The organism is Arthrobacter sp. StoSoilB20, from assembly GCF_019977295.1.
Taxonomy (GTDB): domain Bacteria; phylum Actinomycetota; class Actinomycetes; order Actinomycetales; family Micrococcaceae; genus Arthrobacter; species Arthrobacter nicotinovorans_A.
The window spans coordinates 1,888,643-1,914,633 of sequence record NZ_AP024651.1; the positions used below are offsets into that span (position 1 = coordinate 1,888,643).

The following is a 25,991-nucleotide window of genomic DNA, read 5'->3' on the forward strand; positions in this document are numbered from 1 at the left end:
CTTGGCCTGTCAGTCGTGGGTTGCGGAATGCCTGGGTTTCTCAGGAAGCCCGGCGGGCGGAGTACATTTCCTCGATCACAGCGTCGAAGTCCTTCATGACCTGTGCCCGCTTGACCTTCAGCGACGGCGTGAGGTGGCCCGAGGCCTCCGTGAAGTCCGCAGCCACAATACGGAAGGACTTGATGGCTTCAGCCTGGGACACCGACTGGTTGGCCTTGCTGATCAGTTCCTGGACGGCGGCTTTCACTACGGGATGTTCTGCCGCCTCGCCCAGGGAAGTGCCGGCCGGCAGTCCGTGGCGCTCGAGCCAGCCCGGGAGGGCTTCCTCATCGAGGGTTACGAGCGCACCGATGAACGGACGGTTGTCTCCCACTACCAATACCTGGGAGACCAGGGCGTCGGCGCGGATCTGGTCCTCGAGCAAGGCGGGAACCACGTTCTTGCCGCCGGCGGTCACAATGATTTCCTTCTTGCGTCCGGTGATCTTGAGGAATCCGTTGCTGTCGAGTTCGCCAATATCGCCGGTGCGGAACCATCCGTCGGTGAAGGTTTCCGCCGTTAGGTCCTCACGCTTGTAGTAGCCGCGCATGACGCAAACGCCCTTGGTGAGGATTTCGCCGTCGTCGGCAATCTTGACGGAGTTGCCCGGCAAGGGGGCGCCCACCGTGCCAATCCTGATCATGGAGGGAGTGTTCACCGAGATGGGGGCAGTGGTTTCGGTAAGCCCGTATCCTTCCAGGATCTGCAGGCCAATGCCTTGGAAGAAGTGACCGAGGCGTTCGCCCAGGGGGCCGCCGCCGGACACTGCATGTGCCACGTGGCCACCCATGGCTGCCCGGAGCTTGCCGTAAACCAATTTGTCGAAGACAGCGTGCTTGATTTTCAGGCCCAACCCCAGGGAGCCGGACTCTCGGGCCCTGGAGTAAGCGATTGCGGTGTCTACGGCACGGTGGAAGATGGCACCCTTGCCGCCGTCTTCGGCCTTGGTCAGGGCCGAGTTGTACACCTTCTCAAAGACGCGGGGGACGGCCAGGATGAATGTTGGCTGGAAGCTCTGGAGGTCCGCCAGCAGGTTCTTGATGTCCGGGGTGTGGGCCACCTTGACGCCGCCGGCCACTGCCAGCACGGAGATGAACCGTGCAAAGACGTGGGCGAGCGGGAGGAACATGATGGTCTTCCCGGACTCATTGATGATTTCGGGAAGGGACGCGCGGGCGTTCTCGGAAAGCTCCACGAAGTTGCCGTGGGTCAGTTCACACCCCTTCGGCCTGCCGGTGGTCCCGGAGGTGTAGATGATGGTTGCCACATCGGCCAGGCCGGCGGAGGAGCGGCGGGATTCGAGTTCGTCGTCGGGAACACCGGCGCCGGCTGCGCGCAAGGCGTCGAGCCCTGCACCTTCGAGCTGCCAGACGTTGGCCACGGAACTGATGTCCTCGGCAGCCACGGCCTGGCGGATGACGTCCTCGTGGTGTGCTGCCTCGCCAAAAGCTGCCACCGCACCGGAGTCACCCAGGTTCCATGCCACTTGGGACGGTGAGGACGTTTCGTAGATCGGGACAGAGATCGCCCCTGCGAACCAGATGGCGAAGTCCACCAAGGACCATTCGTAGCGGGTCCTGGACATGATGCCCACCCGATCGCCCGTTCCCACCCCGCTGGCAATCAGGCCCTTCGCCAAGGCCCTGACGTCCGCGAGGAAGTCCTTGGCCCGGATGTCCTGCCACTGCCCGTTGCTGTCCAGCTTGGAGAACAACGCAGGGTTCGACGCCTTTTCAGCCTCCCGGATCACGAAGTCCGTGATGTTGGTTTCAGGGGCAATTTTGACGAGGGGAGGAACACTGATTTCACGCAAGGTAGCTCCTTTGATATCCACGGGCCACGAGGGGCTGCTTTCACTCTAGTATGCCCGCTCGCGGAGGTGTGTCCTATTTCACCTACTGGCGAGTAACTTTACGGAAGCCCCGTCATTTCAAGCAACTTGGACCCCTCAAGGCCGCCGATGCATGGCCGCGGCACCCGGCGGAATATGATGATGGGATGCCCGCACAACGGTCCACTTTCCGTGTCAGACCCAAGCCACCGGCCTCAGCATGGAAGGACGTGCCGTGGGCTGCCCGGCGCAGCCATCTGGGCCGTCGCGGCCTGGCGATCGGCATAGACATCGGCGGCACCAAAGTCGCTGCCGGTGTGGTGGACGCCGAAGGACGGGTCCTCGCCGAGGCCCGCAGATCCACTCCCGGTGCAGACCCCAGGGCAGTGGAACAAACCATCGTGGAGCTGGTGGATGAGCTCAGCGCCGATCATCGGGTCAATTCCGTTGGAATCGGTGCGGCCGGCTGGATGGACCTCGACGGCGGAACGGTGCTGTTCAGCCCGCACCTGGCCTGGCGCAACGAGCCCCTCCGGGCCAGCCTGCAAAAGCTGCTGCGGCGTCCGGTCCTTCTGACGAACGACGCCGATGCCGCCGCCTGGGCGGAATGGCGCTTCGGGGCCGGCCAGGGGGAGAGCCGGCTGGTGTGCGTGACACTTGGTACCGGCATCGGGGGAGCCATGGTCATGGACGGCCGGGTGGAACGCGGACGCTACGGCGTGGCGGGCGAGTTCGGGCACCAGATCATTTTTCCCGGGGGACACCGTTGCGAATGCGGCAACCGCGGATGCTGGGAGCAGTACGCCTCCGGCAACGCCCTGGGGCGGGAGGCACGCCAACTCGTCCGAACCAACTCAACAGAAGGCCGGGCCCTCCTGGAGAAGGCCGGTGGAACCGCGGACAACCTCACGGGGGCGGCGGTGACCGCGTTGGCACTGGAAGGCGATGCCACCTCGCGTGAGCTCCTCGCAGACCAAGGTGAATGGTTGGGTTTGGGGCTGGCCAACCTCGCCGCGGCCCTTGACCCCGGTATGTTCGTGATCGGTGGTGGACTCTGTGATGCCGGGGAGTTCCTGGCCGGACCAGCGCGGGAATCGTTCGCGAAGAATCTCACGGGCAGGGGCTTCCGTCCCATGGCGGGGATTGAGCTCGCGGCGCTCGGTCCACGCGCCGGCATGATCGGTGCTGCGGACCTTTCGCGTGTCAGCGGACGCGCCAACCGCTAAGCCGGCCGCCCCAGAGGCGGGCGCGGTCCCTTAGATGCGGGCGCCGTCGTCGTCTTCATTCTTCTCCTGCGGAAGCCGCATGATCAGGAAGACCACCGAAACCACGAAAGCGGCAACAATACCCAGGATTGCAACAAGGGGAGCAGACCGCCAGAACATTGCAGTGAACAGCAAGGCGATGGGTCCGCCCACTGCGCCCACCCACGCCAGCATGGTCAACGGTTCCGTGCCGGCCAGGCTCGGAGGCTCCTCCGGAACGAAAGTGTCGTCGTCCTCGACCTCGAAATCACGCGGCCCCAAAGGGCGACCGGCGCTTTCGGAGGGACCGGGAGCAATTGCTGCCTCCGCGGGCGGCGTGGACAGTCCCAGGGGATCGAAATCCCTAAACGCTTTGCCCGATTCTGCGGGCGTCACGTCCTTGAGGCCCGTTTCGGCAGGATTCATGGCACCGGCGGAGCGGGGGTCCGCGCCGTCAGGGGTACCTGTGCCCTCCAACCGGGCCACCAGATCCAGCCACACGGCGTCGTCGTCATTGTTGGCACTCTGATCGGCAGAGTTGGCATCAGGCCTGTTCATGGGCTGTGTCCTTTTCGGGGGAAGGCCCGTGTCCGGCCAGGGTTGCTACGGTTTTCCGGATGAAATCCACGGTCCCTGCAAAGATCTCCGGGGCATCGTTGTCCAGGGTTGCTACATGGTAGCTGTTGCTGAGGTAAGTGACATCCACCGGAGCATTGACCCGGGCGCGCAGGAAATCCAGGCTCGCCTCTGAAATCACGTTGTCAACAGTGGACTTGTACACCTGGACAGGGGTGTGGATGCGCGGCAGGATCGCTGCGGTGTCCTTGTACATCTTTTTCAACTGATGCGCCGCGGCCACAGGCGTGCGGGCGTAGGCACCTTCATTCTGGTCCGGTTTGAGGATGTCGTTGGCAATGGCCGGCGTTGTCTTCACCACGTATTTGAGCGCTGCGACGATCACTGCCCGTGGGTCATCGAGGACCAGCCCCGGGTTGACCACTACGGTTCCTGCCACTGGACGCGTGGCCGCGATACGCAGGGCCAGCGTGCCACCCATGGACAGTCCGGTGCTGAAGACGTAATCGCACTCAGCCGCCAGTTCCAGGTAGGCATCATCTACTGCGCGGTGCCACTCCTGCCACGACCGGGTGGCCATGTCCTGCCACGTAGTGCCGTGCCCGGGCAACAACGGCAGCCTGACAGCATAACCGGCCGCCGCCAGGTGCTCGGCCCATGGCCTGACACTGTGCGGACTGCCGGTAAAGCCGTGGGACATGACGACGCCCACGCGGGGGCCGGTTCCGTTCCAATTGCTGAGGAACGGCGAGAAATCCGGAAGCATGTTCATGATGACTCCGAGGCTACTCTGTCCCCGGCGTGCTGACGGAAAAAGCTGGCGGATTCTTCGAAAATGGTTGGTGCGTCAACGTCCAGCGTGGCCACATGTCCACTGTGCGGAAGCGTCACCACCTTCAGCCGTGAGGACGCAATGTGGCGTTCAATCGCGGCTACGGAACTTGGCGGCACCACCTCATCCACTGACGACTTGAAAACCAATGCCGGTGCTTGCACCTTGGGCAGCCCGAGGGTAGCGGCGCGGAAGAGTTTCTTCAGTTCATGGACCGACTGCAACGGGGTTTTGGAATAGTCACCATCCTCGGTCGCAACAGGAGCGGGTTTGTCCTCCACGATCGGGGTGGTGGTTGGCATGAAGTGCTTGAGCGCAGCGACGTACCTCACGCGCCGGTCATAGAAGCTCAGCCCCGGATTGACCAGGACCAATCCGGGAACCTCATGCAGGGCAGCCACGCGGAGTGCTACGGCACCGCCCATTGACAAGCCCGCCACGAAGCACTTTTCGGTTTGCTCCGCCAAGTCCAGGTAGCTCTGCTCAAAGGTCCTGTACCAGTCCTGCCATCGCGTTGTTGCCAGGTCGCGCCAAGTGGTGCCGTGGCCTGGCAGCAGGGGAACCGACACCGCGAAACCTTGTGCGGCCAGGTACTCCGCCCACGGGAGGATACTGAGGGGACTGCCGGTGAACCCATGGCAGATGGCAACGCCTGTTGTGGCATTGGGACCATGCCCGGCGTAGTGGAAAGCAAGCGGCGCTGCAAGTGGGTGGCGTTCCGTCATGTGTCCCATCGTGTCACTGTTCCGGACATTTCTCACTGGAGTAGGGTTGCAGTTGAGTGCCGGCCGGTTGCCGGAAGCATGCCATCCGTCGGCCGTAGGAGGACAACTGTGTTCTATTGGGTCATGAAGAGGATCTTTCTGGGTCCCATCCTCAAACTCCTGTTCAGGCCTTGGGTCAAAGGCCTTGATAACGTCCCCGAAAGCGGCGCCGCGATCCTGGCGTCCAACCACCTGTCCTTTTCGGACTCCATCTTCCTGCCCCTGATGGTGCACCGGCCGGTTATCTTCCTGGCTAAGTCCGAGTACTTCACCGGCAAGGGAATCAAGGGACGGCTGACGGCGCTGTTCTTCAGGCTGAGCAACCAACTTCCCATGGACCGGTCCGGCGGGGCAGCGTCCGAAATGTCATTGCAGGCAGGCAAGGACGTCCTTTCGTCCGGAGGTCTGCTGGGCATTTACCCGGAAGGGACCCGCAGCCCTGACGCCCGTCTCTACCGCGGGAAAGTGGGTGTGGCACGGCTGGCCCTGCAAACGCGGGTACCCGTGGTGCCGGTCGCCATGATCGGTACGGAGAAGGTCCAGCCCATCGGCAAGAGGCTCCCCAGCATCCGCAGGGTCGGCATCATTTTTGGACAGCCACTGGACTTCAGCCGCTACTACGGCATGGAGGAGGACCGGCTGGTCCAGAGAGCAGTCACAGATGAAATCATGTCCGCCTTGATGCGTCTCTCCGGCCAGGAATACGTCGATGAATACGCTGCCGTGGTCAAGGCCCGGTTGGCCGGCAAGGGCCCGGAACCTGTGCACCAGGTCGAGGCAACGGAGGATGTTGCCGGCGACATAGCGGAGGACCGGGATGAACCGGGGACCAGCGATGAAGGGTCGCCGCAGAAACTGTGACGCAGGTGGCGGCATCAGTTACGCCCGCTGTCCCGCAACCATGCCCGAGGCTACTACTCTTGAAGGGTGACTGAGCTAACCGCGAACACCGCATCCTCCATAGCAGATCCCCTCGCCAGCACCGCCCAAAGCGGAGCAGCGAACTACCCCGGGCTCGACGCCTGGCGGGACCTGCCGATCTCCCAGCAGCCCACGTGGTCCGACGCCGGCGTCTTCGATGCTTCCGTCAAGGAACTTTCCGTGGTTCCGCCGCTGGTTTTCGCCGGCGAAGTGGATGTCCTCCGGGAGCGTTTGGCCGCTGCGGCCCAGGGCAAAGCATTCCTCCTGCAGGGCGGCGACTGCGCTGAGACATTTGAAGCTGCCACAGCGGACAAAATCAGCGCAAGGGTCAAGACCATCCTGCAGATGGCGGTGGTGCTGACCTACGGTGCTGCCATGCCCGTCATCAAGATGGGCCGCATGGCCGGACAGTTCGCCAAGCCGCGCTCGTCCAACGACGAAACCCGCGACGGCGTCACGCTGCCCGCCTACCGTGGCGACATCGTCAATGGCTATGAGTTCACACCGGAGTCCCGCGCCCATGACGCCGGCCGTATGCTGAAGGCGTATCACACCTCGGCTTCGACCCTGAACCTTATCCGTGCGTTCACCCAAGGTGGTTTCGCGGACCTGCGCCTGGTTCACCAGTGGAACAAGGGCTTCACGGAAAACCCTGCGCACGCCCGCTATGAATCGCTGGCACGCGATATTGACCGTGCCATCAGCTTCATGGATTCCTGCGGCGCGGACTTCGAGGCGCTCAAGCGGGTTGAATTCTTCGCCAGCCATGAAGCGTTGCTGCTCGACTACGAGCGCGCCCTGACCCGCATCGATTCACGCACGGGCCTGCCCTACGACACTTCCGCCCATTTCCTGTGGATCGGCGAGCGGACCCGCGAACTGGATCATGCCCATGTGGACTTCCTCTCCCGTGTGCGGAACCCTATCGGCGTCAAGCTCGGACCCACCACCAGCGGTGATGATGCCCTGCGCCTGATCGACAAGCTGGACCCCAACCGTGAACCTGGGCGTCTGACGTTCATCACGCGTATGGGCGCCAAGAACATCCGCGAAAAGCTGCCTGCCGTCGTCGAGCGCGTCACCGCCTCAGGTGCCCAAGTGCTTTGGGTCACCGATCCCATGCACGGCAACACCGTCACCTCGCCCAACGGCTACAAGACCCGCAACTTCGACGACGTCATTGACGAGGTCCGTGGCTTCTTCGAGGTCCACCACTCGCTGGGCACGGTTCCCGGCGGTCTCCACGTCGAAATGACCGGCGACGACGTCGCTGAGTGCCTGGGTGGCGCCGATCCGATCGACCAGGACGCTTTCCTTGACCGCTATGAGTCAGTGTGCGACCCCCGCTTGAACCACATGCAGTCACTTGAAATGGCCTTCCTGGTGGCAGGGGCCCTCTCCAAGCAGTAAAGAACCATCAATAAGGGCGTGGTCCGGATGAATCCGGACCACGCCCTTTTTGCTGCCTGCTGGGAGCCGTCATGACCGTCTACACGACAGTCAGTGTCACCACGGAGTCTTCCGGCACTTCGGTATTGACCGGGTTTTGGTCGCGGACGGTACCAAAGAAGCCGCCCAGGATCTTGTTGACCTCCACCTTGAAGCCCAGCTTCTTCAACTCCCTCTCAGCCTCGGCAGCCTGCTTGCCGATGAAGCTGGGAACGGAGACCAATTTGGGCCCCTTGGACACCGTAATCGTCACGGACTCACCGCGAATGAGCGTGCCATTGGCCGGGGCCTGGCTGACCACAGCCCCTTTGGGGACCGACTTGTCATTGACGGTCTCCGGAGCGATCACTGCCTTCAACCCGGCATCCTGAATGGCTTTGACGGCGGCATCCTGCGTCTTCCCGCGTACGTCCGGAACCGGAATCGGCTGCGGCCCTTTGGAGACCTCCAGGGCCACAGGCGTGCCGTGACGTACTTCCTTGCCCTTGGCCGGGTCCTGGGCAATCACGACGCCGGCAGGGATTTTCTCATCAAAGGCTTCGGTGACGTTCCCCAGGGCCATTTCGGCGACATTGAGTGCTGTCTTGGCTTCATCCAGGGTGCCGCCGGTCAAATCCGGCAGCGGGAACAGCTGGGCGCCCTTGGAGACGAAGAGGGTGATGGACTGGAACTTCCGGACTTCGGCACCGGATTCGGGTTCAGTTCCGACGGCGAGTCCGGCCAGGATGTCGTCGTCGAAGACGTCGCGCGGCTCCGACTGGAATCCAGCCGTTCGGAGGAGTTGCTGTGCCTCGGCCACTGTCTTGTTCTTGACGTCCGGTACGGTCCCGGGGGAGCCCGGGCCCATGCCGAAAAACCATCCGGCAGAAGCTGCGAGCATCGCCAGGATAACGATCACGATGGCCCAGATGACGCCCCGGCGGCGGGGATTGCCTTCCCTGAGCGGGCGCACGGGGGTTGCCGCGGCCCGGGCACGGTCCTTGCTCTGTTGCTTCTCGAGCCTCTTCAGCTCGCGCTTGCCGGGTTGCCGGAGGTCCTGGTCGACGTCGCCACCGGTTGATGCTTTGGAGTGCTGAAGGGCCGAACCCCCGGCCGCCATGATGGTGGTCGGGTTGCTCTGGTGGCTGATGAACTCGGTGGGGGAGGCCGTGGTGGACAAGGCTTCCGTGGGATGCTCCGCGCCGCCGTTGAGGGCAGTTGTTGCAGCGGTGGGGTATGGGCTGTGGTCGTGGCTCTGCTTGTGATCGAGCTGTTCGTCGGACAGCGTGGTCCGGATATGGCGGAGTTCGGTCAGCAACGCCGTCCCGTTCACAGGCCGGTTCTCGGCATCGGCAGCCGTGCACCACTGAACCAGTTCATCGAGGTCTTCGGCCAAGCCGGGAGCAATGTCCGAGGGGCGTCCCACCAGGGAGTTGACGTGTTGGTAGGCCACCTGGATGGGGGAGTCGCCGGCATAGGGTTGCTGGCCGGTCAGCATCTCGTAGAGCATGATGCCGGCAGAATAGATGTCGCTGCGGGCATCTGCGGGTTGGCCGAGAACCAGCTCGGGAGCCAGGTACGCTACGGTTCCGATCAGGGCTCCGGTGCTGGTGTTCGCCGAGACTGCCCGGGCAAGGCCAAAGTCGCCCACCTTGATCCGGCCGTCGTCCGCGATCAGGACGTTCTCGGGTTTGATGTCCCGGTGGATCAAGCCGGAGCCGTGGGCGGCAGCCAGTCCTTCGATCACGGGATCGATCAGGGCCAGGGCCAGCCTCGGCGCCAAGGCTCCTTGTTCGCTGAGGACGTCGCGGAGAGTGTGGCCCTTGACGTACTCCATCACCAGGTAGGCCACGTGCCCGTCTTCGCCTTGGTCCAAAACGCCCACAATGTGCGGGTGGGAAAGGCTCGCGGCCGCTTTTGCTTCGCGGCTGAGCCGCTGGAGGAAGGTGGGATCGTTTGCCAGGTGCGGGTGCAGGACTTTGAGGGCTACGTCGCGCTCAAGGCGCTGGTCCGTGGCCAGGTAGACAGTGGACATTCCGCCCTTGGCAAGCCGGGAACGGACCAAATACCGGCCGTCCACCATGGTTCCAATGAGCTGGTCCTGCGTTGGTTCTTGCACCATACGATCCTAAACGAGGCAGGGAAGGGGCCCGAATCCGCATTGGGCTGGCCAATGGGATCCGGGCCCCTTCACAGGTGCTGCTGGAGCCTAGCCGAACGTGCGCTGGCGGGCTTTGATCGATTCGACGTACCGCTTGGTGTCGTCATACATGCCGTACTTGCTGACCGAGTACTGGCCCTGGTAGTAGCCGGCAATCGCGGTATCCAGGTCCTTGCTGGTGGCGATCAGTGCGCGGATGATGGCGACACCGGCCGTCGCGTTGTCGTACGGATCCAAAAGGTTTAGCTTACGGCCCACCAGGTCCGAGGCCCACTGGCCGGAGGACGGGATGACCTGCATGGTGCCGATGGCGTTGGCAGGGGAAACTGCCCGCTGGTCAAAACCGGATTCCTGTTCCGCGAAGGCAAGAGCCAGGGATGGGCTGACGCCCATGCGCCTTGCGGTGTCAGCCACAATGCCTTTCATCTCGGCGCGGCTGGGCACCGGTGAGGCGTTGAGCAGGGCTTTGTTCTCGTTGGCCGAACTGACGACGGCAGCGGGGTAAGTAAAGCCCAGGAAGGTGCTGGGAACCAAGGGCTTGGTCTCGCCGGCAGGCTGGAGTCCGGTGCCCGGAATGGTGAGTTTCTGGCCGGGGTAGATGACCGTGGTTGCGGAAACGTTGTTGGCGGTCATGAGCGCGCTCAGGGAAACCCCGTGGCGCGAGGCGATGGAACTGAGGGTATCGCCTGCCTTGATGGTGTAGGAGCCCGAGCCTGCAACGGGGGCAGGTGCAGGAGCTGCGGGTGCAGGAGCTGCGGGGGCGGAGGGCGCAGATCCGCCGCTGACCTTGATCTTCTGGCCCGGATAGATGATGGAGCTGCCGTTGAGGTTGTTCCAGCTGAAAATGCTGGACAAGGGCACACCGTGCTTGGCGGCGATGGCACCGAGGGTGTCACCGGAGACGACGGTGTAGATGGTGGCGTTGCTGGGAGCTGCCGGGGCCGACGGCTGGGCCGGGGCGGAAGGCTGGGATGGGGCGGGCGTGGCCGTTCCCGTGAGCTTGATGGTCTGGCCCGGGTAGATCAACGTGGTGGCCGACAACTTGTTCAGCTGCAGGACGGCGTTGGTATCGAGGTTGAAGCGACGGGCGATGGCGCTGATCGTATCGCCGCGGACGATTGTGTAGGTATCCGGAACCGAAGGAGCCATGGGGCGCAGGGCTGCGGGCAACGTTGCGGCAACAGCCTGTGCGGGGATGACATTGCCGGCGTTGACGGCTTGCGCCTTCATTGCTGCAGCAAGCGTGGCCGGGACTTTGCGGGGCTGGGGTGCCGGAGAAGCCATGGATGGCTGGGCCAGGGCAAGCGAGGACAAAACCACGGCGGGAAGCGCAGCCGTGGTTGCCGCAATGACCGGCATGCTCATGGTTCGTTTCGGCGAGCGGGGCGTCGTCATGAAAAGTGTCCTCATCTCAACAGCGGTTGTTGGGGTAGCGCTGTTGTAAGTGTTGCGAATGTTACTGATGTTATCAATGGTGCAAGTGTGATCAGTGTGAATCTCTCACACTTATGCAATCGACACAACAATTCCTGTCGATCGGGATTATGCTGTCCGATTTATTGCCAATGAAATGACGCGTTAAAGGCGCCCCTCAGGTATCGGGGGCCGGCCCCGGCTAGGCGTGGGGCAGGGCGGCGTGGCAACCTTGTTCCGTGAGTAATGTAGAAAGCCTTGTTTCCGACTGGCTCCCCTTGCCGGATGTCGCCGAGCTGCTGGAAGTTTCCATCACCAAAGTCCACGGGCTCTTGGATGAACGCGCACTGGTTGCCATCAGGCGGGGAGAACGGAATATCCGCTCAATCCCGGCCTTGTTTATCCAGGATGGTCATCCTGTCGACAGCTTAAAGGGAACCATCGCGGTTCTCAGCGATGCCGGTTACAACGACGAAGAGCTGATCATCTGGCTCTTCACCCCTGACGAATCACTGCGTGGGCGCCCGATTGACGCCCTGCGCGAGGGACGTAAAACCGAGATCAGGCGTCGCGCCCAGTCTTTGGCCTGGTAACGGTGCCCCTTGGGTGAGTCAGGACGCCGGGAACTGAAATAAGACGACGACGGCGGGTTGCACCGCCGTCGTCGCTTCATGTCCTATCGGTGCCGGGCACCAAGGTGACCCGTGCAAATTATGCTGCGCGGCTGACGGCAGCCTCAGCCAGTTGCCGCAGGGCGGTGAGCGGCACGTCATCCAGTGGCAGGCGTTCCAACGCTTCGAAGGCCTGGTTGCTCAGCTTTGCAATCAGCGATTCCGTGGCATCCAAGGCGCCGCATTGGACCATGATCCGACGTATCCGGGCGACGTCGTCTTCGCCCAGATCCGGATTCCCCAGCATTCGGTCCAGGTACTCCGCGTCAGCGGTTGAAGCCTGGTTCAGGGCAAATCCGACCAGGACGGTGCGTTTGCCTTCAAGCAAATCATCGCCGGCCGGTTTGCCGGTCGTTTCAGGATCGCCAAATACCCCGAGGACATCGTCCCGCATCTGGAATGCCTCACCCAGTGGCAAGGAAAACTCTGAATATTCCTTCAGGAGCCCTGTGGGGGCGCCGGCGAGGGCACCACCCAATGCCAGCGGATGTTCCGTGGAGTATTTCGCCGACTTGTAACGGATGATTGATTGCGCCCGGTCCACGGACCCGGCCCGGTCACGGACAGGGCCCGCCACTTCCTCAAGAATGTCCAGGTATTGGCCGGCCATGACCTCTGCCCTCATGACATTGAATATTCGCCGTGCAGGAGTTCCTGCTGCCGCCCGGGGGCCGATTTCGGTAAAAGACTCCTCGCTGAACGACAAGCAGAGATCGCCGGTCAAGATGGCTGCGGCATCTCCGAATCGACCACTGTCCAGAGCCCAGCCGTTCAATTCATGGAGCTGGCTGAAGCGCTTGTGCACGCTGGGGCCGCCACGGCGGGTATCGGACCGGTCGATGATGTCGTCGTGGATCAATGCTGCAGCCTGAAACAGTTCCAGCGCACACCCGGCAGTGAGGATCTCCGGGTTCCCGGCCTGTCCGCCGGCGCCCCTCCAACCCCAGTAGCACATCAGTGCCCGGAGGCGTTTGCCGCCCGTCACCAGGTGTGAAATCGAGCCGATGAGCGGCTCGACGTCCGGGGACACCGAAGCCATGAGTTCTTGCTGTCCCGACAGGAAGCCCTTCAGCTTGCCGGCAACGCCGTTGATGAACTCCGTCTGTTCGGACGTTACTGCTGCCAGTGCCGTCACTTGATGGACCCGGCCGCCACATTGGCGCCAATGGTGAAGGTGGATACGCCTTCCTTCTGCCGGATTGAGACGTTCACTGTCTCGCCATCACCCCTGACAAAGTCCAGCGAGGTGACATTGCCTACGGCCTCCGGTCCAGGTACAAGCTTGAAGCCCTGTGCCTCCAAGGACGTTTTGTAGTAGTCCACCACGCCCTCCGGCGGGGCCTTGACGGTTCCAACCAAGGCTGCCGTTGCCAGGGAGGTGCTCTTGTCGAAGCTGCTGGAACGGACCGATGCCTTGGGCATGACGGGAATCAGTTGCTCGGGAAAGCCCGGAACAAGGGCGTTTACCGTGGCAGTGGCGCCCGGCGCCGAAGTGGCCGATTCCGTCGTCGTCGCTGGTGCAGTCGCTGACGCGGACGCGGAAGCGGCAGGGCTCGAGGACGATGACTGCGATGAAGTGTCCGTGGGGGACGGAGCGGCCGAACCTCCTGGGGCCGGTGTGCATGCCGAGGCTGCTACGGCGACACTTGCTGCGAGCAGGGCAAACCCTCGCGATCGAGGAGTTCCAAAGAGCTTCACAGGGTATCCTTCCGGGGCTGGGGCAGAGATTGCCTCCAGTTTAGTCAGTGGCCGGGCATAGTATTGCCGATGTGAGGCAGGAAGCATTCGGCAGCGGCCCAGGAGCCGGTCAGGAGTCCTCCCGCAGCGCAGGTGATGCTCTGCGGGAATTGAGGCGAACCAGCATCCTCCACGTTGATATGGATGCGTTTTTTGTCTCCGTTGAACTCCGCAGCAGACCCGATCTCCGGGGAAAGCCAGTGATCGTCGGATTTCCCGCTGAGCGGTCGGTGGTGCTTTCGGCTTCCTACGAGGCCCGGGCCACAGGAGTGAAGTCCGCCATGCCCATGTCGATCGCGATGCGGCGTTGCCCCTCCGCGGTGATCATTAATCCGCGGCATTCGGTGTATTACGAAGTGTCCGGCCAGATCATGGAGATCTTTGCTTCCATTACGGATCTGGTGGAGCCCCTCAGCGTCGATGAAGCCTTCCTCGATGTTGGTGGGGCGATTCGCCGGCTCGGTCCGCCCCTGGAAATAGGACACCTCATCCGCCGAAGGGTCCAGTCGGAACTGGGCATTACGGCATCTGTGGGAATTGCGGGCACCAAGTTCGTGGCCAAAATCGCCTCCACGCGGTGCAAGCCCGACGGAATCCTGCAGATCAACGCCGGGGACACCCTTGCCTATCTTCACAGTCTCCCCGTTAATGCTCTGTGGGGCGTGGGTGGAAAGACCGGAGAGGTGCTTGCCCGCCTTGGCATCCGAACTGTGGCAGATGTGGCGGCAACTCCGGTGGCTGCCCTGAAGAAGGTCCTCGGTGCCAGCGGGGAACACGTCCACCGGCTGTCCATGGGAATAGATCCCCGCCCGGTGACGCCTACCAGGCTTGAGAAGAGCATCGGGGCGGAAGAGACCTTCTCCACCGATACGGGTGACAATGCCTTGCTGCACAAGGAATTGCTGCGCTTATCCCACCGGACGGCGGGAAGGCTGCGCAGTTCCGGCATGCTGGCCAGGACCGTGGCCCTGAAGCTCCGGTACTCGGACTTTTCCACGGTCACACGGAGCCGGACCGTTCATGCCCCAGTGGACAGCGCGCAGATGATCTACCAAGTGGCGGTACAACTGCTCGATTCATTGGGGCCGCGGTCCCTGAGCGTCCGCCTCGTTGGGGTACGGGCGGAGCAGCTTGAGCCCGCCGGGCAAACATCCCTCCAACTAAGCCTGGACCGCCGGGACGACAACTGGCGGGCAGCGGAGCAGGCCTTGGACCGGGTTTCGGAACGTTTCGGGTCCAAAACCCTCCTTCCAGCAAGACTCCTCGACCCCGGAAAGCCCTCCGAGGCAGGTGATCAACTGTGAGCTTGGTCCCGCTGGCCATCAGGCGTCTTTCAGAACGGCGTCGGACAAACTATCCTATTTATTACAGAGATTTAGATCGTCTGGACAAACTGTTTCCTGAACAGTCGGCCCTGAGATGCCCGCTGAACCAAGAGGGAATTTCGGGAACGATTTTCTTGGTCCGATCGTTGTGGAAACAGACGCACAGAAAGCGTTATGTCCAGACGCTGGCTGACTAAAGGAGGTCGCGATGCCCCTCTCGGAGCACGAACAGAAGCTGCTTGAGCAACTTGAAAAGCAACTTCATGAGGACGATCCGAAGTTTGCCAGCACCATGGGCTCGGATCCCATCCGCAGTTGGTCAACCCGGCATGTAATCATCGGCGTGCTTGGCGCCATTGCCGGCATCCTCCTCCTGCTCGTGGGAGTTTCGATGCAGGCGATACCAGTGGGTGTCCTCGGCTTCGTCGTCATGGGTGCTGGCGTCTACTTCGCCACGCTGCGCGGAGCAGCCTTTGGCAAAGCCGGCAAGGGCAAACCAGCCCGGGGCAAACCCAAGAGTTCGTTCATGAGCAGCCTCGAAGAGCGCTGGGACGAGCGGCGCCGCGACGACTCCTAAGTCCTCCACGACGTTGCACCTCCGCTAGTACGACCCCTGCTTTACGCGCGCCCCTGATTTTTTCCCGGGGATGACGAAAGACCCGCATGCCGCGGGTCTTTTTGCGTTTAACGTGTCTTTTGCTCCACTTCCCACCACCACTCCGCTCTTTACCCCGCCAGGCACCCCTACTCAGCCTCCCCTTCCCACCACACCGGCGCAGCAGGCGGGGAAAGCAGCCCAGGGGAGACCTGAACCCCTCGCCGGAGACGTCCGCGCCACGCGGCGGCTCCACCGGCCCTCCACTTTCCGCCACGGAGCCTAAATCCGCGCCATTTCAACCAACTCGAATCTCAAGGTGGTGGAGAAACACCTGCTCCTGCGTTGACTGTGGGGCTTTGTGGAGTAAAGTGGAGCGCATAAGAGGGTAGTGGCAGTGTTGGGAATGAACGGGCACCTTAACTGAGGGGCGGTGGGGCCAGATGTTTCTGGGCACTCACTCGCCGCGTCTCGATGAAAAGGGCCGGATCATCCTTCCCGCCAAGTTCCGCGAGGAGCTTGCCGAGGGGCTGGTCCTCACCAGGGGTCAGGAACGCTGCATCTACGTCTTCAGCCAGAAAGAATTCGAACGTATTCACGAGTCGATGCGGGAAGCACCACTGTCTTCCAAGCAGGCCCGCGACTATATTCGCGTTTTCCTGTCCGGAGCCTCTGATGAAGTACCTGACAAGCAGGGGCGCGTGACCATTCCGCCGGCGCTCCGGGCATACGCAGGCCTTGGCAGGGAGTTGGCTGTGATCGGAGCCGGCACCCGTGCGGAGATCTGGGATGCCGAAGCTTGGAATGAGTACCTCAACGAGAAGGAAGCAGCCTTCTCGGAAACGGATGACGACAATCTGCCCGGGTTTATCTGACCGGTCGGAGGAAGCAGCAGTACCGCTTCTTGAATGGGATCTCCAGCCGCCCATCGAACAGTCTTCCTGGCTCACCTTCCCCTGAGCCAGGCCGGCGGGTCGATAGGCGCGGATGGGGATCCGATTCAAGAAACAGCAGGCAAGCGATTGAAGAAAGAGGAGGCAGCGTGGAAGAGCAGGACGCGGCAAAGCCCACATCGGAGCGCCACGTACCCGTCCTGAAAGACCGCTGCATCAATCTGCTCGCCCCCGGCTTCGAGGCTGCCAGGAAACGGGGAGCCACCCCTGTCGCCATCGATGCGACCCTGGGCATGGGCGGTCACTCCGAAGCCATGCTGCAGCGTTTTCCGGACCTGCACCTGGTCGGCATTGACCGGGACGAAGAGGCCCTTGCCTTGGCGGGCGCGCGGCTTGAGCCCTTCTCGGACCGGACGGACCTGGTGCACGCCGTGTACGACGAGATCGGCGAAGTCCTCGACGACCTCGGCATCTCCGAGGTCCACGGCATCCTCATGGACCTGGGCGTCTCTTCGCTTCAGTTGGACGAGCGCGAGCGTGGTTTCGCCTACTCCTACGATGCCCCCCTCGACATGCGGATGGACACCAGCCGCGGACAGACAGCAGCCGACGTCGTCAATAACTACAGCGAAGACGAACTGGTGCGCATCATCCGCAAGTGGGGCGAAGAAAAGTTCGCCGGCCGCATTGCCAACAGGATCGTTAATGCCCGGGTGGAGAAACCCTTCGCAACCACCGGTGAACTTGTGGAACAGATCCGCAGTGTTGTTCCCGCCGCAGCGGCCAAGAGCGGTGGACATCCCGCCAAACGCACTTTCCAGGCATTGAGGATTGAGGTCAACGAGGAGCTGGACGTCCTGGAACGGGCTGTTCCCGCAGCTGTGGCCGCTACGGCCATGGGGGGACGGATCGTGGTGATGTCCTATCACTCCCTGGAAGACAAGATCGTGAAGTCGGTTTTCCAGGCTGGATCAAAATCCTCAGCCCCACTCGGTTTCCCCGTGGAACTTGAAGAACATAAACCCGAACTGAAAACCATCACCAAGGGCACGGAAGTTCCAACGGCAGCAGAAATCGCTGAGAACCCCCGCGCGGCGTCCGCCCGATTGAGGGCAGTGGAGCGCATCAAACCAAGGAGAGACGCATGAGCAACGCCGCAGCGAAGACACTGCCCTCCGTGGTGGGCAATACCGCCCGTGCACTGCCTGCTCCCGGCGGCAAGCCTGACTCCGGACGCAAGGCCCGTACGCCGCTTTCCTTGGTGCGCAGTGCTCCGGGCAAACGCCGGACCCCATTCGTCGTCCTTTGCTTCGTGGCCATGGCGGCTGCCCTCATGGCAGTTCTTGTCCTGAATATTTCGGTATCCACTGCCCAATACCAGTTGGTGCAGCTTAAGGCCGAAGCAGCAACCCTGAACAAGGAAAACCAGGACCTGACACAGAGGAAGCAGAACTTCGAGGCTCCCCAGAATTTGGCCGCGAAGGCGGCAGAATTAGGAATGGTTCCTTCAACTGTCAAGGGACAGATCGACCTCAATACGATGACCGTCACCGGAAAGGCAACACCGGCCGTTAAGGGAGATGCTCCTTTGGCCCAGTTGGCTCCTCCGGCAGTGGCGGGGATGCTGGACGTGGTTCCCTCGGTAACAACCAAGGAACCCTTGGAGAACCTCAAGCCGGTGACTCCGGTTGCGCCTGCCGCCCCGGCTGCACCCGCGGCTGCTACAGCATCTCCGGCAGCTACGCCGCCGGTTGACCTTAACGGGGGCTCTGTACCGGCCCCGCAGCAGAAGGCACCCGGGCAGTAATCCATCAGTCCACCGAAGCTAGGCCAGCAGCAAGGAATCAACGTGGCTCAGAACCCCGGCACATCGAAAAAAACGAAGACGCCGGCGGCAAAAAAGCGGTTGCGGGTTGGTCTTGGCATCATGCTGACGCTGCTGTTGGTAGTGGGCGGCAAGCTGTTCATGGTCCAGGGCCTGGATATGGGCGGAATGGCCGAAGCTGCGCTGGCGAAGCGCCTGACGCCCCAGGTCCTGCCTGCTGAGCGGGGGCAGATCGTTGATGCCAACGGCACTGTCCTGGCCAGCAGCGTCATCCGGTACAACCTCGTTGTGGACCAGGTCCTGAATACGAACACGGCCACCTTTAAGAGGTACAACGAGAAGACCGAAGAGGTTGAGACCGTTTCCAGGGACCAAGGCATCTCGGAGCTGGCCACGCTCCTGGGTTCCGACGTCGAAAAAATCCGCGAGGCGCTGACCGGAGATAAGAAGTACTTCGTGGTCGCCAAAGACATCAAGCCTGAGCTTGAAGACCGGATTTCCAAACTGAATATCCCGGGAGTGATCCCCGAAGGCGTCAGTAAGCGCGTGTATCCAAATGGCAGCGTGGCCGGTGGAGTAGTGGGTTTCCTCCAGGATGGCGTCTCAGGCCAAGCAGGCATCGAGCAGACCCAGGACGAGGTCCTGCGTGGCGTTGAAGGAAAGCGCGTTTTCGAGATCGGCGCTGACGGCCTGAGGATTCCAGTGGCCACCGACGAACTGACTCCGGCAGTGGACGGCAGTGACGTCAAGCTGACCCTGAACACCGATATCCAGTATTTTGCGCAGCAGGCCATCCAAAGCCAAGTGAACAAGATGAATGCCGAGTGGGGTTCCATCATCGTGATGGACATCAAGACCGGCAATCTGGTGGCCCTGGCTGATACCAATGCTCCGGATCCGAACGACCCCGGAAAGGTTGACGCCAAGGACCGTGGCGTCCGCTCCGTGACAGCTGCCTACGAGCCCGGTTCCGTGCAGAAGATGATCACGGCAGCTGCCGTGATCGAAGAAGGCAAGTCGTTCCCCTTGGATCACTTCACGATTCCAACTGCCTACACGATCGACGGGCAGACGTTCACGGACGCCTTTGAGCACGGCACTGAAGAACGCACTTTGGCCGGCATCCTGGGGTGGTCCATGAACACTGGAACCGTCATGGCGGGCAGCAGGTTGACCAAGGAACAGCGCTACGACTGGTTGAAGAAGTTCGGCATCGGTGAGCAGACGGACATCGGACTGCCGGCCGAGGCAACCGGCATCCTGGCAAAGCCTGATCAATGGGACGAACGGCAGCAATACACTGTCCTGTTCGGACAAGGCGTTTCCCAATCGACGCTGCAGACAGTTCGTGCGTTCCAGAGCATCGCGAACGATGGCGTCATGCTGCAGCCAAGGCTTATTGACAGCTACATCACTCCCCAGGGGGAGGAACAGAAGGTTCCGGCCAAGGATTCGCGCCAGGTGGTATCCAAGGAGACCGCCCAGCAGGTGCGGGACATCCTCGAGAGTGCCGTCACTGAGGGGCAGATCAAGGACGCGGCAATCGATGGTTACCGGGTGGGCGCAAAGACGGGAACGTCGCAGGCTCCCCGTGAGGATGGCCTGCCCGGATTCGACGGATACACCGCCTCGATGGTGGGCATGGCGCCCATGGATGACCCGCGTTTCATTGTTGAGGTGGTCCTGCAGCGTCCCAAGGGAAACATCTATGGCGTCACCAACGGACCGGTGTTCCGTTCGGTCATGTCACAGGTGCTGCGGACCTACAACGTGGCCCCGTCCACGGGAACTCCCGCGCGGCTGCCCCAGTTCGTCAAGTAAGCTTCTTGGGCGTCTGTTTCGGCCAAGATTCGATCCACCACTAACGGCCCGGGCGCCGCTGGCTCCACGCCGGTCGTTCCACGAGCACCAACGGAGAACTACGTGTCAGAGCACAATGAGGCAGCCAACAACGTCACGACGCCGGACGCAGGCCGGTCCGGCTTCCGGCCCGGGTCTGTTGCAGCGGTGCCCTTGGCCACCATCGCGGAGGTCCTTGGCGTGGCCGCCCCGGAAGAGGGGCACCACGGGGGAGTAACGGGTATTACGCTCAACTCCAGGGCAGTGGAACCCGGCGATCTCTATATGGCTTTACCGGGAGCTTCGCGCCATGGTGCCGACTTTGTTCCCCAGGCAGTAGAGGCCGGAGCCGCTGCCGTGGTGACGGACGACGCCGGGGCACGCCAGCTTGCGCTGGCAGGCGAACAGCCGGTGCCTGTCCTCATTGTTGATGAGCCGCGCACGGTGGTGGGTCCCCTCGCTGCGCTGATCTACCGCAGCCAGCCGGCCGAGGGCGGATCTCCCGCGCTCTACGGTGTCACCGGGACCAACGGCAAGACCACCACCACCTACTTCATCAACTCGCTGCTGCGGGCCCTTGGCCGGAAGACGGGGCTCATCGGCACCATCGAGATTGTGGCAGGTGGCGAACCCATCCCGAGCTTGCTGACCACTCCGGAGTCCACCGATGTCCATGCCCTGCTGGCATTGATGCGGGAGCGTGGACTGGACGCGGCGTCCATGGAGGTCTCATCACACGCAATCTCGTACCGCCGGGTGGATGGGGTCATGTTCGACGTCGCAGGCTTTACCAACCTCACCCAGGACCACCTGGACCTGCACGGGAGCATGGAAGAGTACTTCCGCACCAAGGCTGACCTTTTCACCGCCAAGAGGGCCCGCCACGCCGTGGTTACCGTCGATGACGACTGGGGACGCAAACTCGTTGACTTGGCCGATATCCCGGTCACGACTCTCTCCGCCGGTGGAGCAGCCGCTGGTTCCGACTGGCACGTCGCAGGCATCACTGCCCGCGGGCTAGGCTCCGAATTCGAACTCCGGCACGTCGACGGCCGGATGCTGCGCGTCCACACCGGCCTGCCTGGAGCCTTCAATGTGGCCAACGCGGCACTGGCCACCATCATGGTCCTGGCATCAGGAGTGGATGGACAGGCGCTTCAGGCGGCATTGGACGCCCATGATCCTTTCACCGTCGCCGTTCCCGGACGCATGCAGTTGGTGTCCACTGAACCGGCGGCCGTTGTTGATTTTGCCCACAATCCCGATGCTTTGGCGCGCGCCCTGGAGGCCGTACGATCCCCGGAGGAGGGGTCCCGGGTCATCGTGGTCTTTGGTGCCACCGGCCAGCGGGATCAAGGTAAACGGCCCACCATGGGTGCCATAGCCGCGCGACTGGCTGACGTTGTGATAGTCAGCGATGACGATCCCCATGACGAAGATGCAGCCTCCATTCGGGCAGAAGTGCTCCAGGGCGCCTACGCCGCGCGGGATACGGAGGGACTGGCCAGCGAAATCGTTGAGTCTTACCCCAGGGACGCGGCGATCCGACTGGCCGTGGAGATGGCCGAAGCCAGCGACACCATCCTGGTTGCCGGGCGCGGCCACGAAGTGTGGCAAGAGGTCAAAGGCGTCAACCTGGCCCTGGACGACAGGGTGGAATTGCGTGCCGCCTTGACATCCAAGGGATTCAGCGTTTCAACGGACCAGCGGATAGAGTCCTAAACCGAGATGATTGCACTTACTGCGGCGGAGATCGCCGACCTCACCCATGGCCGATTGACCGGAGCAGCGGACGTCGTGCCCACCTCCGTCGTCACTGATTCGCGGGAAGCGACGCCCGGTTCCCTGTATGTGGCCAAGCGCGGCGAACACGCCGACGGCCACGATTTCGTCGCTGCTGCTTTCGAACGTGGCGCCGTCCTGGTTCTTGCCGAGCGTGAAGTCACCGATGTCGCTGGAAGCCCGTTCCCCGCCGTCGTGGTTGATGACGCCGTCCTGGCCATGGGCGCGTTGGCTGCTGAGAGCGTCCGGCGCATCAGGGCCGAACGTGCCCAGCACGGCGAGGACTTCACCGTCATCGGCATCACCGGCTCGGCGGGTAAGACCACCACCAAGGATCTCCTGGCCGGAGTGCTTTCCGCGGCCGGCAAGACCGTGGCCCCGCAGGGCTCCTACAACGGCGAGGTGGGCGTCCCGCTGACGGTTTTCGCTGCTGACGCCCAAACCCGTTACCTGGTCATCGAAATGGGTGCCACTGGACTGGGGCACATCAAGTACCTCGCGGACATGGTCAAGCCGGACATCGGTGTTGTCCTGGTAGTCGGCACTGCGCATGCTGGTGAATTCGGTGGAGTCGAAAACATCGCCAAGACCAAGGGCGAACTCGTAGAAGCGCTCACTGAGCACGGTACAGCTGTGATCAACCTCGACGACGCCCGGGTTTCGGCCATGCGAAGCCGGACCAACGCCAAAGTCCTGGGTTTCACATCTTCACCGGCGACCACCGAGGAAGTCGAAGCCCGCAACGTTGTAGTCAACGGCCAGGGATTCCCTGAATTTGATCTTGTACTCCCCGACGGCGGACCGGCGGTCCAGGTGCGAAGCCGGCTGATCGGCGCTCATCACGTCACCAACCTGCTGGCCGCTGCGGCAGCCGCCTTCGCCGCAGGTATCCCGGCAACAGCCATTGCCACCTCCCTGAGCTCACAGTCGGCGGCCAGCCGCTGGCGCATGGAGCGGACGGAACGCGCCGACGGCGTGACCATCATCAACGACGCCTATAACGCCAATCCTGAATCGATGCGGGCCGCGCTGCGGACCCTGGCCGACCTTGGACAGGGCAGAAGGACCTGGGCTGTCCTGGGCGCCATGCTTGAGCTGGGGGAGGACTCCATCCGCGAGCACACATCAGTAGGCACGCAGGTGGTCCGCTTGAACATCTCACGGCTGGTGGTGGTGGGACGCGAAGCACGGGCCCTCTACATCTCTGCCATCCAGGAAGGATCCTGGGGAGATGAATGTTCGTTCACCGAAACTGTGGAAGAAGCCTACGAGCTCCTTCAGAACGAGCTCGAACCCGGTGACCTGGTGCTGTTCAAATCCTCCAACGGCGTGGGGCTGCGGCATTTGGGTGATCGGATAGCATTACCTCCACGGGCCGAGCCCACCGGAGACAACGCAGCCGGCACGGCTGCAAGCGAAGGGAACGAGCTGCTGTGATTGCACTTTTGATCGGCGCCGGCGTCGCCCTTCTGGTGGCCCTGATAGGGACACCCCTGTTCATCAGGTTCCTCGTGGCCAAGAGCTACGGGCAATTCATCCGTGACGACGGGCCAACATCGCACCACACCAAGCGGGGAACCCCCACCATGGGCGGAACTGTGGTGGTTGCCGCTGTCCTGATCAGCTACTTCGTAACGCACCTGATCATGTGGATGATGAACCCACGCTCCCCAGGACCTTCCGCGTCCGGGCTTCTCCTGCTCTTCCTGATGGTGGGCATGGGCTTCGTTGGCTTCCTGGATGACTACATCAAGATTTCCAACAAGCGAAGCCTGGGGCTCAACGCCCGTGCCAAGCTGATCCTCCAAGCCGCGGTGGGAATCATTTTCGCCGTCCTGGTCCTGCAATTCCCCAACGAGGACGGGTTGCGTCCGGCATCCACCCAGATCTCCCTGGTCCGTGACATCCCGTGGCTGGACCTGGCCTTCGGGGGAACAGTGCTCGGTGCGATCCTTTTCATCGTGTGGTCCAACCTGATCATCACCGCCGCCACCAACGGCGTAAACCTGACTGACGGCCTGGACGGGCTTGCTGCGGGCGCCTCCATCATGGTTTTTGGTGCCTACACCATCATGGGTATCTGGCAGAACAACCAGGCCTGTGGATCCCCGCGGGAGGCCGGCAGCGGTTGCTACCAGGTGCGGGATCCCATGGATCTGGCCCTGTTGGCCGCGATCCTCAGTGCCGCTTTGGTGGGCTTCCTCTGGTGGAACACTTCGCCGGCAAAGATCTTCATGGGGGACACCGGCTCGCTGGCGATCGGCGGCGCTGTGGCAGCATTTGCCATCTTGTCCCGCACGGAACTCCTGCTTGCTTTCATCGGAGGCCTCTTCGTCCTGATCACCCTTTCGGTGATCATCCAAGTGGGCTTCTTCAAGCTCAGTGGCGGCAAGCGTGTGTTCAAGATGGCACCGCTCCAGCACCACTTTGAACTGAAGGGCTGGGCAGAAGTCACAGTGGTGGTCCGCTTCTGGATCCTTGCAGGCCTCTTCGTAGCCGCCGGCCTCGGAATTTTCTACGCTGAATGGGTGGTACTGCTGTGAACGGAAGCCCGGAGACGACGTCGTCCGTCACGGACAGGCTCAAAGGACTCACAAGCTGGGACGCTGACTGGAACGGCCTGCGGGTGGTGGTCACGGGAATCGGTGTGTCCGGCTTCTCGGCAGCGGACACCCTGATCGAGCTTGGCGCCAAAGTAGTGGTCGTAGATGCCGCCACCACCGCCAAGGCCAAAGCCCAGGCGGACACCTTGAAAATCGTTGGTGCCGTGGACGTACTGCTGGGCGAACAAGCCGTCAGCGCCCTGCCCTTGATCGAGGACGCTTTGCCCGATCTTGTGGTCACCTCGCCGGGCTGGCGCCCTGACCAAGCTCTCCTGGCTGCCGCCAGGCGCAAGCACATTGCTGTCTGGGGAGACGTTGAGCTGGCGTGGCGGCTCCGCGTCCGAGAGGGACGCAAGACGGCGGATTGGCTCACCATCACCGGCACCAACGGCAAAACCACCACCGTGGGCATGACCGAATCCATGCTGCAGGCGGCCGGGCTCAAGGCCATCGCGGTAGGAAATGTAGGAACGCCCATCCTGGACGCTCTCAGGGATCCTGTGGACTATGACGCCTTCGCCGTCGAACTCTCCAGCTTCCAGCTCCACTGGAGCCACTCCTTGTCCCCGGTGGCCAGTGTTTGCCTCAACGTGGCCGAAGACCACGTGGATTGGCACGGATCCTACGCCTCCTACCTGGCGGACAAAGCCAAGGTGTATGAGAACACCCAAAAGGCGGCCGTCTACAACGCTGAGCAGATCGAAACTGAACGCATGGTGGAGAACGCAGATGTGGTGGAAGGGTGCCGTGCCATCGGGTTCACCACCAACACACCGGCCATCAGCATGCTGGGGGTAGTGGACGGGCTGCTGGTTGACCGCGCCTTCATCGCCGAGCGCAAGGACTCCGCAGCCGAGCTGGCCTCCATGGCCGACCTCGGACCTGTTGCCCCGCGGCATATGGTCGCCAATGCACTTGCTGCAGCAGCCCTGGTGCGCGCCTATGGCGTCGAGCCGGCAGCGGTCAAGCAGGGCCTCATCAGCTACCTGCCCGGCGCCCACCGCATCCAGCTGGTGGCCAAGCAGAATGAGGTCCTTTGGATCAATGACTCAAAGGCCACCAATCCCCATGCCGCGTCGGCCGCGTTGTCTTCCTTCCAACAGGTTGTCTGGATAGCAGGGGGACTGTCCAAGGGGGTCAACTATGACGACCTCGTCAAAGAACATGCACCCCGGCTCAAGGCTGTGGTGCTGATAGGTACCGATACCGAAGCGCTGGAAGGCTCCCTCCAGCGACACGCGCCCGATGTCCCGGTGATAGCCCAGCCGAAGGGCGACACTGAAGAGGTGCAGACCGCAGCCGGCAACGCCGCTTCGCCTATCTACGGCGAAGCAATCATGGCCCAGGCCGTGGCGTCGGCGGCCCAACTTGCCGCGCCGGGGGACACCGTCCTGATGGCGCCCGCGGCTGCATCCATGGATCAGTTCTCTTCCTACGCTCACCGCGGCGATGCTTTCGTCCAGGCAGTTCGCGAGCTTGTGGAAGGGCAGGCACCGACCACCGAGGAGTAAC

At 62.4% G+C, this 25,991-nt stretch carries 22 protein-coding genes; 14 read left to right on the top strand and 8 right to left on the bottom strand.

Annotated features, from left to right (window positions below; all coding sequences use genetic code 11):
• Nucleotides 1-40: 40 nt before the first annotated feature.
• Entirely contained in the window at nucleotides 41-1,852 is a 1,812-nt protein-coding gene (locus tag LDN85_RS08520; protein ID WP_026548572.1) for a long-chain fatty acid--CoA ligase, read from the bottom strand.
• A gap of 185 nt (nucleotides 1,853-2,037) precedes the next feature.
• Between LDN85_RS08520 and LDN85_RS08525 the strand changes: the two genes are divergently transcribed.
• Entirely contained in the window at nucleotides 2,038-3,096 is a 1,059-nt protein-coding gene (locus tag LDN85_RS08525) for an ROK family protein (protein WP_091554110.1), read from the top strand.
• A 30-nt stretch (nucleotides 3,097-3,126) separates the two neighbouring features.
• Here the strand turns inward: LDN85_RS08525 and LDN85_RS08530 are convergent, their stop codons facing one another.
• The 3 genes from LDN85_RS08530 to LDN85_RS08540 are packed head-to-tail and all read right to left on the bottom strand — an operon-like array spanning nucleotide 3,127 to nucleotide 5,247.
• On the bottom strand, nucleotides 3,127-3,672 hold the full coding sequence (locus LDN85_RS08530; protein WP_223945117.1) for a hypothetical protein: 546 nt from the start codon (nucleotides 3,670-3,672) through the stop codon (nucleotides 3,127-3,129).
• Nucleotides 3,659-4,462 (bottom strand): alpha/beta fold hydrolase, encoded by an 804-nt coding sequence (locus LDN85_RS08535; protein WP_026542489.1) that lies wholly within the window; start codon nucleotides 4,460-4,462, stop codon nucleotides 3,659-3,661. Before LDN85_RS08535 ends, LDN85_RS08530 begins: the two co-directional genes overlap by 14 nt.
• On the bottom strand, nucleotides 4,459-5,247 hold the full coding sequence (locus tag LDN85_RS08540; protein ID WP_223945118.1) for an alpha/beta fold hydrolase: 789 nt from the start codon (nucleotides 5,245-5,247) through the stop codon (nucleotides 4,459-4,461). Before LDN85_RS08540 ends, LDN85_RS08535 begins: the two co-directional genes overlap by 4 nt.
• Before the next feature lie 108 nt (nucleotides 5,248-5,355).
• Between LDN85_RS08540 and LDN85_RS08545 the strand changes: the two genes are divergently transcribed.
• Nucleotides 5,356-6,147 (top strand): lysophospholipid acyltransferase family protein, encoded by a 792-nt coding sequence (locus tag LDN85_RS08545; RefSeq protein WP_223945119.1) that lies wholly within the window; start codon nucleotides 5,356-5,358, stop codon nucleotides 6,145-6,147.
• A 66-nt stretch (nucleotides 6,148-6,213) separates the two neighbouring features.
• The gene (locus tag LDN85_RS08550; protein ID WP_026548576.1) at nucleotides 6,214-7,617 is read left to right on the top strand and encodes a 3-deoxy-7-phosphoheptulonate synthase class II; all 1,404 of its coding nucleotides are present in this window, start codon (nucleotides 6,214-6,216) and stop codon (nucleotides 7,615-7,617) included.
• A 79-nt stretch (nucleotides 7,618-7,696) separates the two neighbouring features.
• On the opposite strand, the gene pknB is transcribed toward LDN85_RS08550, so the two are convergent.
• Nucleotides 7,697-9,757 (bottom strand): Stk1 family PASTA domain-containing Ser/Thr kinase, encoded by a 2,061-nt coding sequence (pknB, locus tag LDN85_RS08555; protein ID WP_223945120.1) that lies wholly within the window; start codon nucleotides 9,755-9,757, stop codon nucleotides 7,697-7,699.
• 87 nt (nucleotides 9,758-9,844) lie between these two features.
• Nucleotides 9,845-11,191 carry a LysM peptidoglycan-binding domain-containing protein gene (locus LDN85_RS08560; RefSeq protein ID WP_026548578.1) on the bottom strand — a complete coding sequence of 449 codons (1,347 nt, stop codon included), beginning with the start codon at nucleotides 11,189-11,191 and terminating at the stop codon, nucleotides 9,845-9,847.
• 257 nt (nucleotides 11,192-11,448) lie between these two features.
• On the opposite strand from LDN85_RS08560, the gene LDN85_RS08565 reads away from it, so the two are divergent.
• Nucleotides 11,449-11,802 carry an Rv2175c family DNA-binding protein gene (locus LDN85_RS08565; protein WP_026542495.1) on the top strand — a complete coding sequence of 118 codons (354 nt, stop codon included), beginning with the start codon at nucleotides 11,449-11,451 and terminating at the stop codon, nucleotides 11,800-11,802.
• A gap of 118 nt (nucleotides 11,803-11,920) precedes the next feature.
• On the opposite strand, the gene LDN85_RS08570 is transcribed toward LDN85_RS08565, so the two are convergent.
• Together LDN85_RS08570 and LDN85_RS08575 are read right to left on the bottom strand one after the other, a co-directional pair.
• On the bottom strand, nucleotides 11,921-13,015 hold the full coding sequence (locus LDN85_RS08570) for a polyprenyl synthetase family protein (RefSeq protein ID WP_223945121.1): 1,095 nt from the start codon (nucleotides 13,013-13,015) through the stop codon (nucleotides 11,921-11,923).
• A complete protein-coding gene (locus LDN85_RS08575) occupies nucleotides 13,012-13,578 on the bottom strand; it encodes a hypothetical protein (RefSeq protein ID WP_026548580.1) in 567 nt (188 codons plus the stop codon). Before LDN85_RS08575 ends, LDN85_RS08570 begins: the two co-directional genes overlap by 4 nt.
• Nucleotides 13,579-13,649: 71 nt before the next feature.
• Between LDN85_RS08575 and dinB the strand changes: the two genes are divergently transcribed.
• The 10 genes from dinB (at nucleotide 13,650) to murD (ending at nucleotide 25,990) form a co-directional block, all read left to right on the top strand.
• Nucleotides 13,650-14,921, top strand: a complete 1,272-nt coding sequence (gene dinB / locus LDN85_RS08580; RefSeq protein ID WP_223945122.1) for a DNA polymerase IV — start codon at nucleotides 13,650-13,652, stop codon at nucleotides 14,919-14,921.
• Between the two features lie 229 nt (nucleotides 14,922-15,150).
• Nucleotides 15,151-15,519 carry a DUF3040 domain-containing protein gene (locus LDN85_RS08585; RefSeq protein WP_026542499.1) on the top strand — a complete coding sequence of 123 codons (369 nt, stop codon included), beginning with the start codon at nucleotides 15,151-15,153 and terminating at the stop codon, nucleotides 15,517-15,519.
• A gap of 461 nt (nucleotides 15,520-15,980) precedes the next feature.
• The gene (gene mraZ / locus LDN85_RS08590) at nucleotides 15,981-16,412 is read left to right on the top strand and encodes a division/cell wall cluster transcriptional repressor MraZ (RefSeq protein WP_026542500.1); all 432 of its coding nucleotides are present in this window, start codon (nucleotides 15,981-15,983) and stop codon (nucleotides 16,410-16,412) included.
• Nucleotides 16,413-16,579: 167 nt separating this feature from the next.
• Nucleotides 16,580-17,578, top strand: a complete 999-nt coding sequence (rsmH, locus tag LDN85_RS08595; protein WP_223945123.1) for a 16S rRNA (cytosine(1402)-N(4))-methyltransferase RsmH — start codon at nucleotides 16,580-16,582, stop codon at nucleotides 17,576-17,578.
• Complete coding sequence (locus LDN85_RS08600) at nucleotides 17,575-18,237, top strand: hypothetical protein (protein ID WP_223945124.1); 663 nt, start codon at nucleotides 17,575-17,577, stop codon at nucleotides 18,235-18,237. Before rsmH ends, LDN85_RS08600 begins: the two co-directional genes overlap by 4 nt.
• A 42-nt stretch (nucleotides 18,238-18,279) precedes the next feature.
• Complete coding sequence (locus tag LDN85_RS08605) at nucleotides 18,280-20,076, top strand: penicillin-binding protein 2 (protein ID WP_223945125.1); 1,797 nt, start codon at nucleotides 18,280-18,282, stop codon at nucleotides 20,074-20,076.
• Between the two features lie 102 nt (nucleotides 20,077-20,178).
• On the top strand, nucleotides 20,179-21,816 hold the full coding sequence (locus tag LDN85_RS08610) for a UDP-N-acetylmuramoyl-L-alanyl-D-glutamate--2,6-diaminopimelate ligase (RefSeq protein ID WP_223945126.1): 1,638 nt from the start codon (nucleotides 20,179-20,181) through the stop codon (nucleotides 21,814-21,816).
• Between the two features lie 6 nt (nucleotides 21,817-21,822).
• Nucleotides 21,823-23,313, top strand: a complete 1,491-nt coding sequence (murF, locus tag LDN85_RS08615; protein ID WP_223945127.1) for a UDP-N-acetylmuramoyl-tripeptide--D-alanyl-D-alanine ligase — start codon at nucleotides 21,823-21,825, stop codon at nucleotides 23,311-23,313.
• Complete coding sequence (gene mraY / locus LDN85_RS08620; protein ID WP_026542506.1) at nucleotides 23,310-24,419, top strand: phospho-N-acetylmuramoyl-pentapeptide-transferase; 1,110 nt, start codon at nucleotides 23,310-23,312, stop codon at nucleotides 24,417-24,419. Before murF ends, mraY begins: the two co-directional genes overlap by 4 nt.
• Nucleotides 24,401-25,990 (top strand): UDP-N-acetylmuramoyl-L-alanine--D-glutamate ligase, encoded by a 1,590-nt coding sequence (gene murD, locus LDN85_RS08625; protein ID WP_223945128.1) that lies wholly within the window; start codon nucleotides 24,401-24,403, stop codon nucleotides 25,988-25,990. Before mraY ends, murD begins: the two co-directional genes overlap by 19 nt.
• The last annotated feature ends 1 nt before the right edge of the window (nucleotide 25,991 follow it).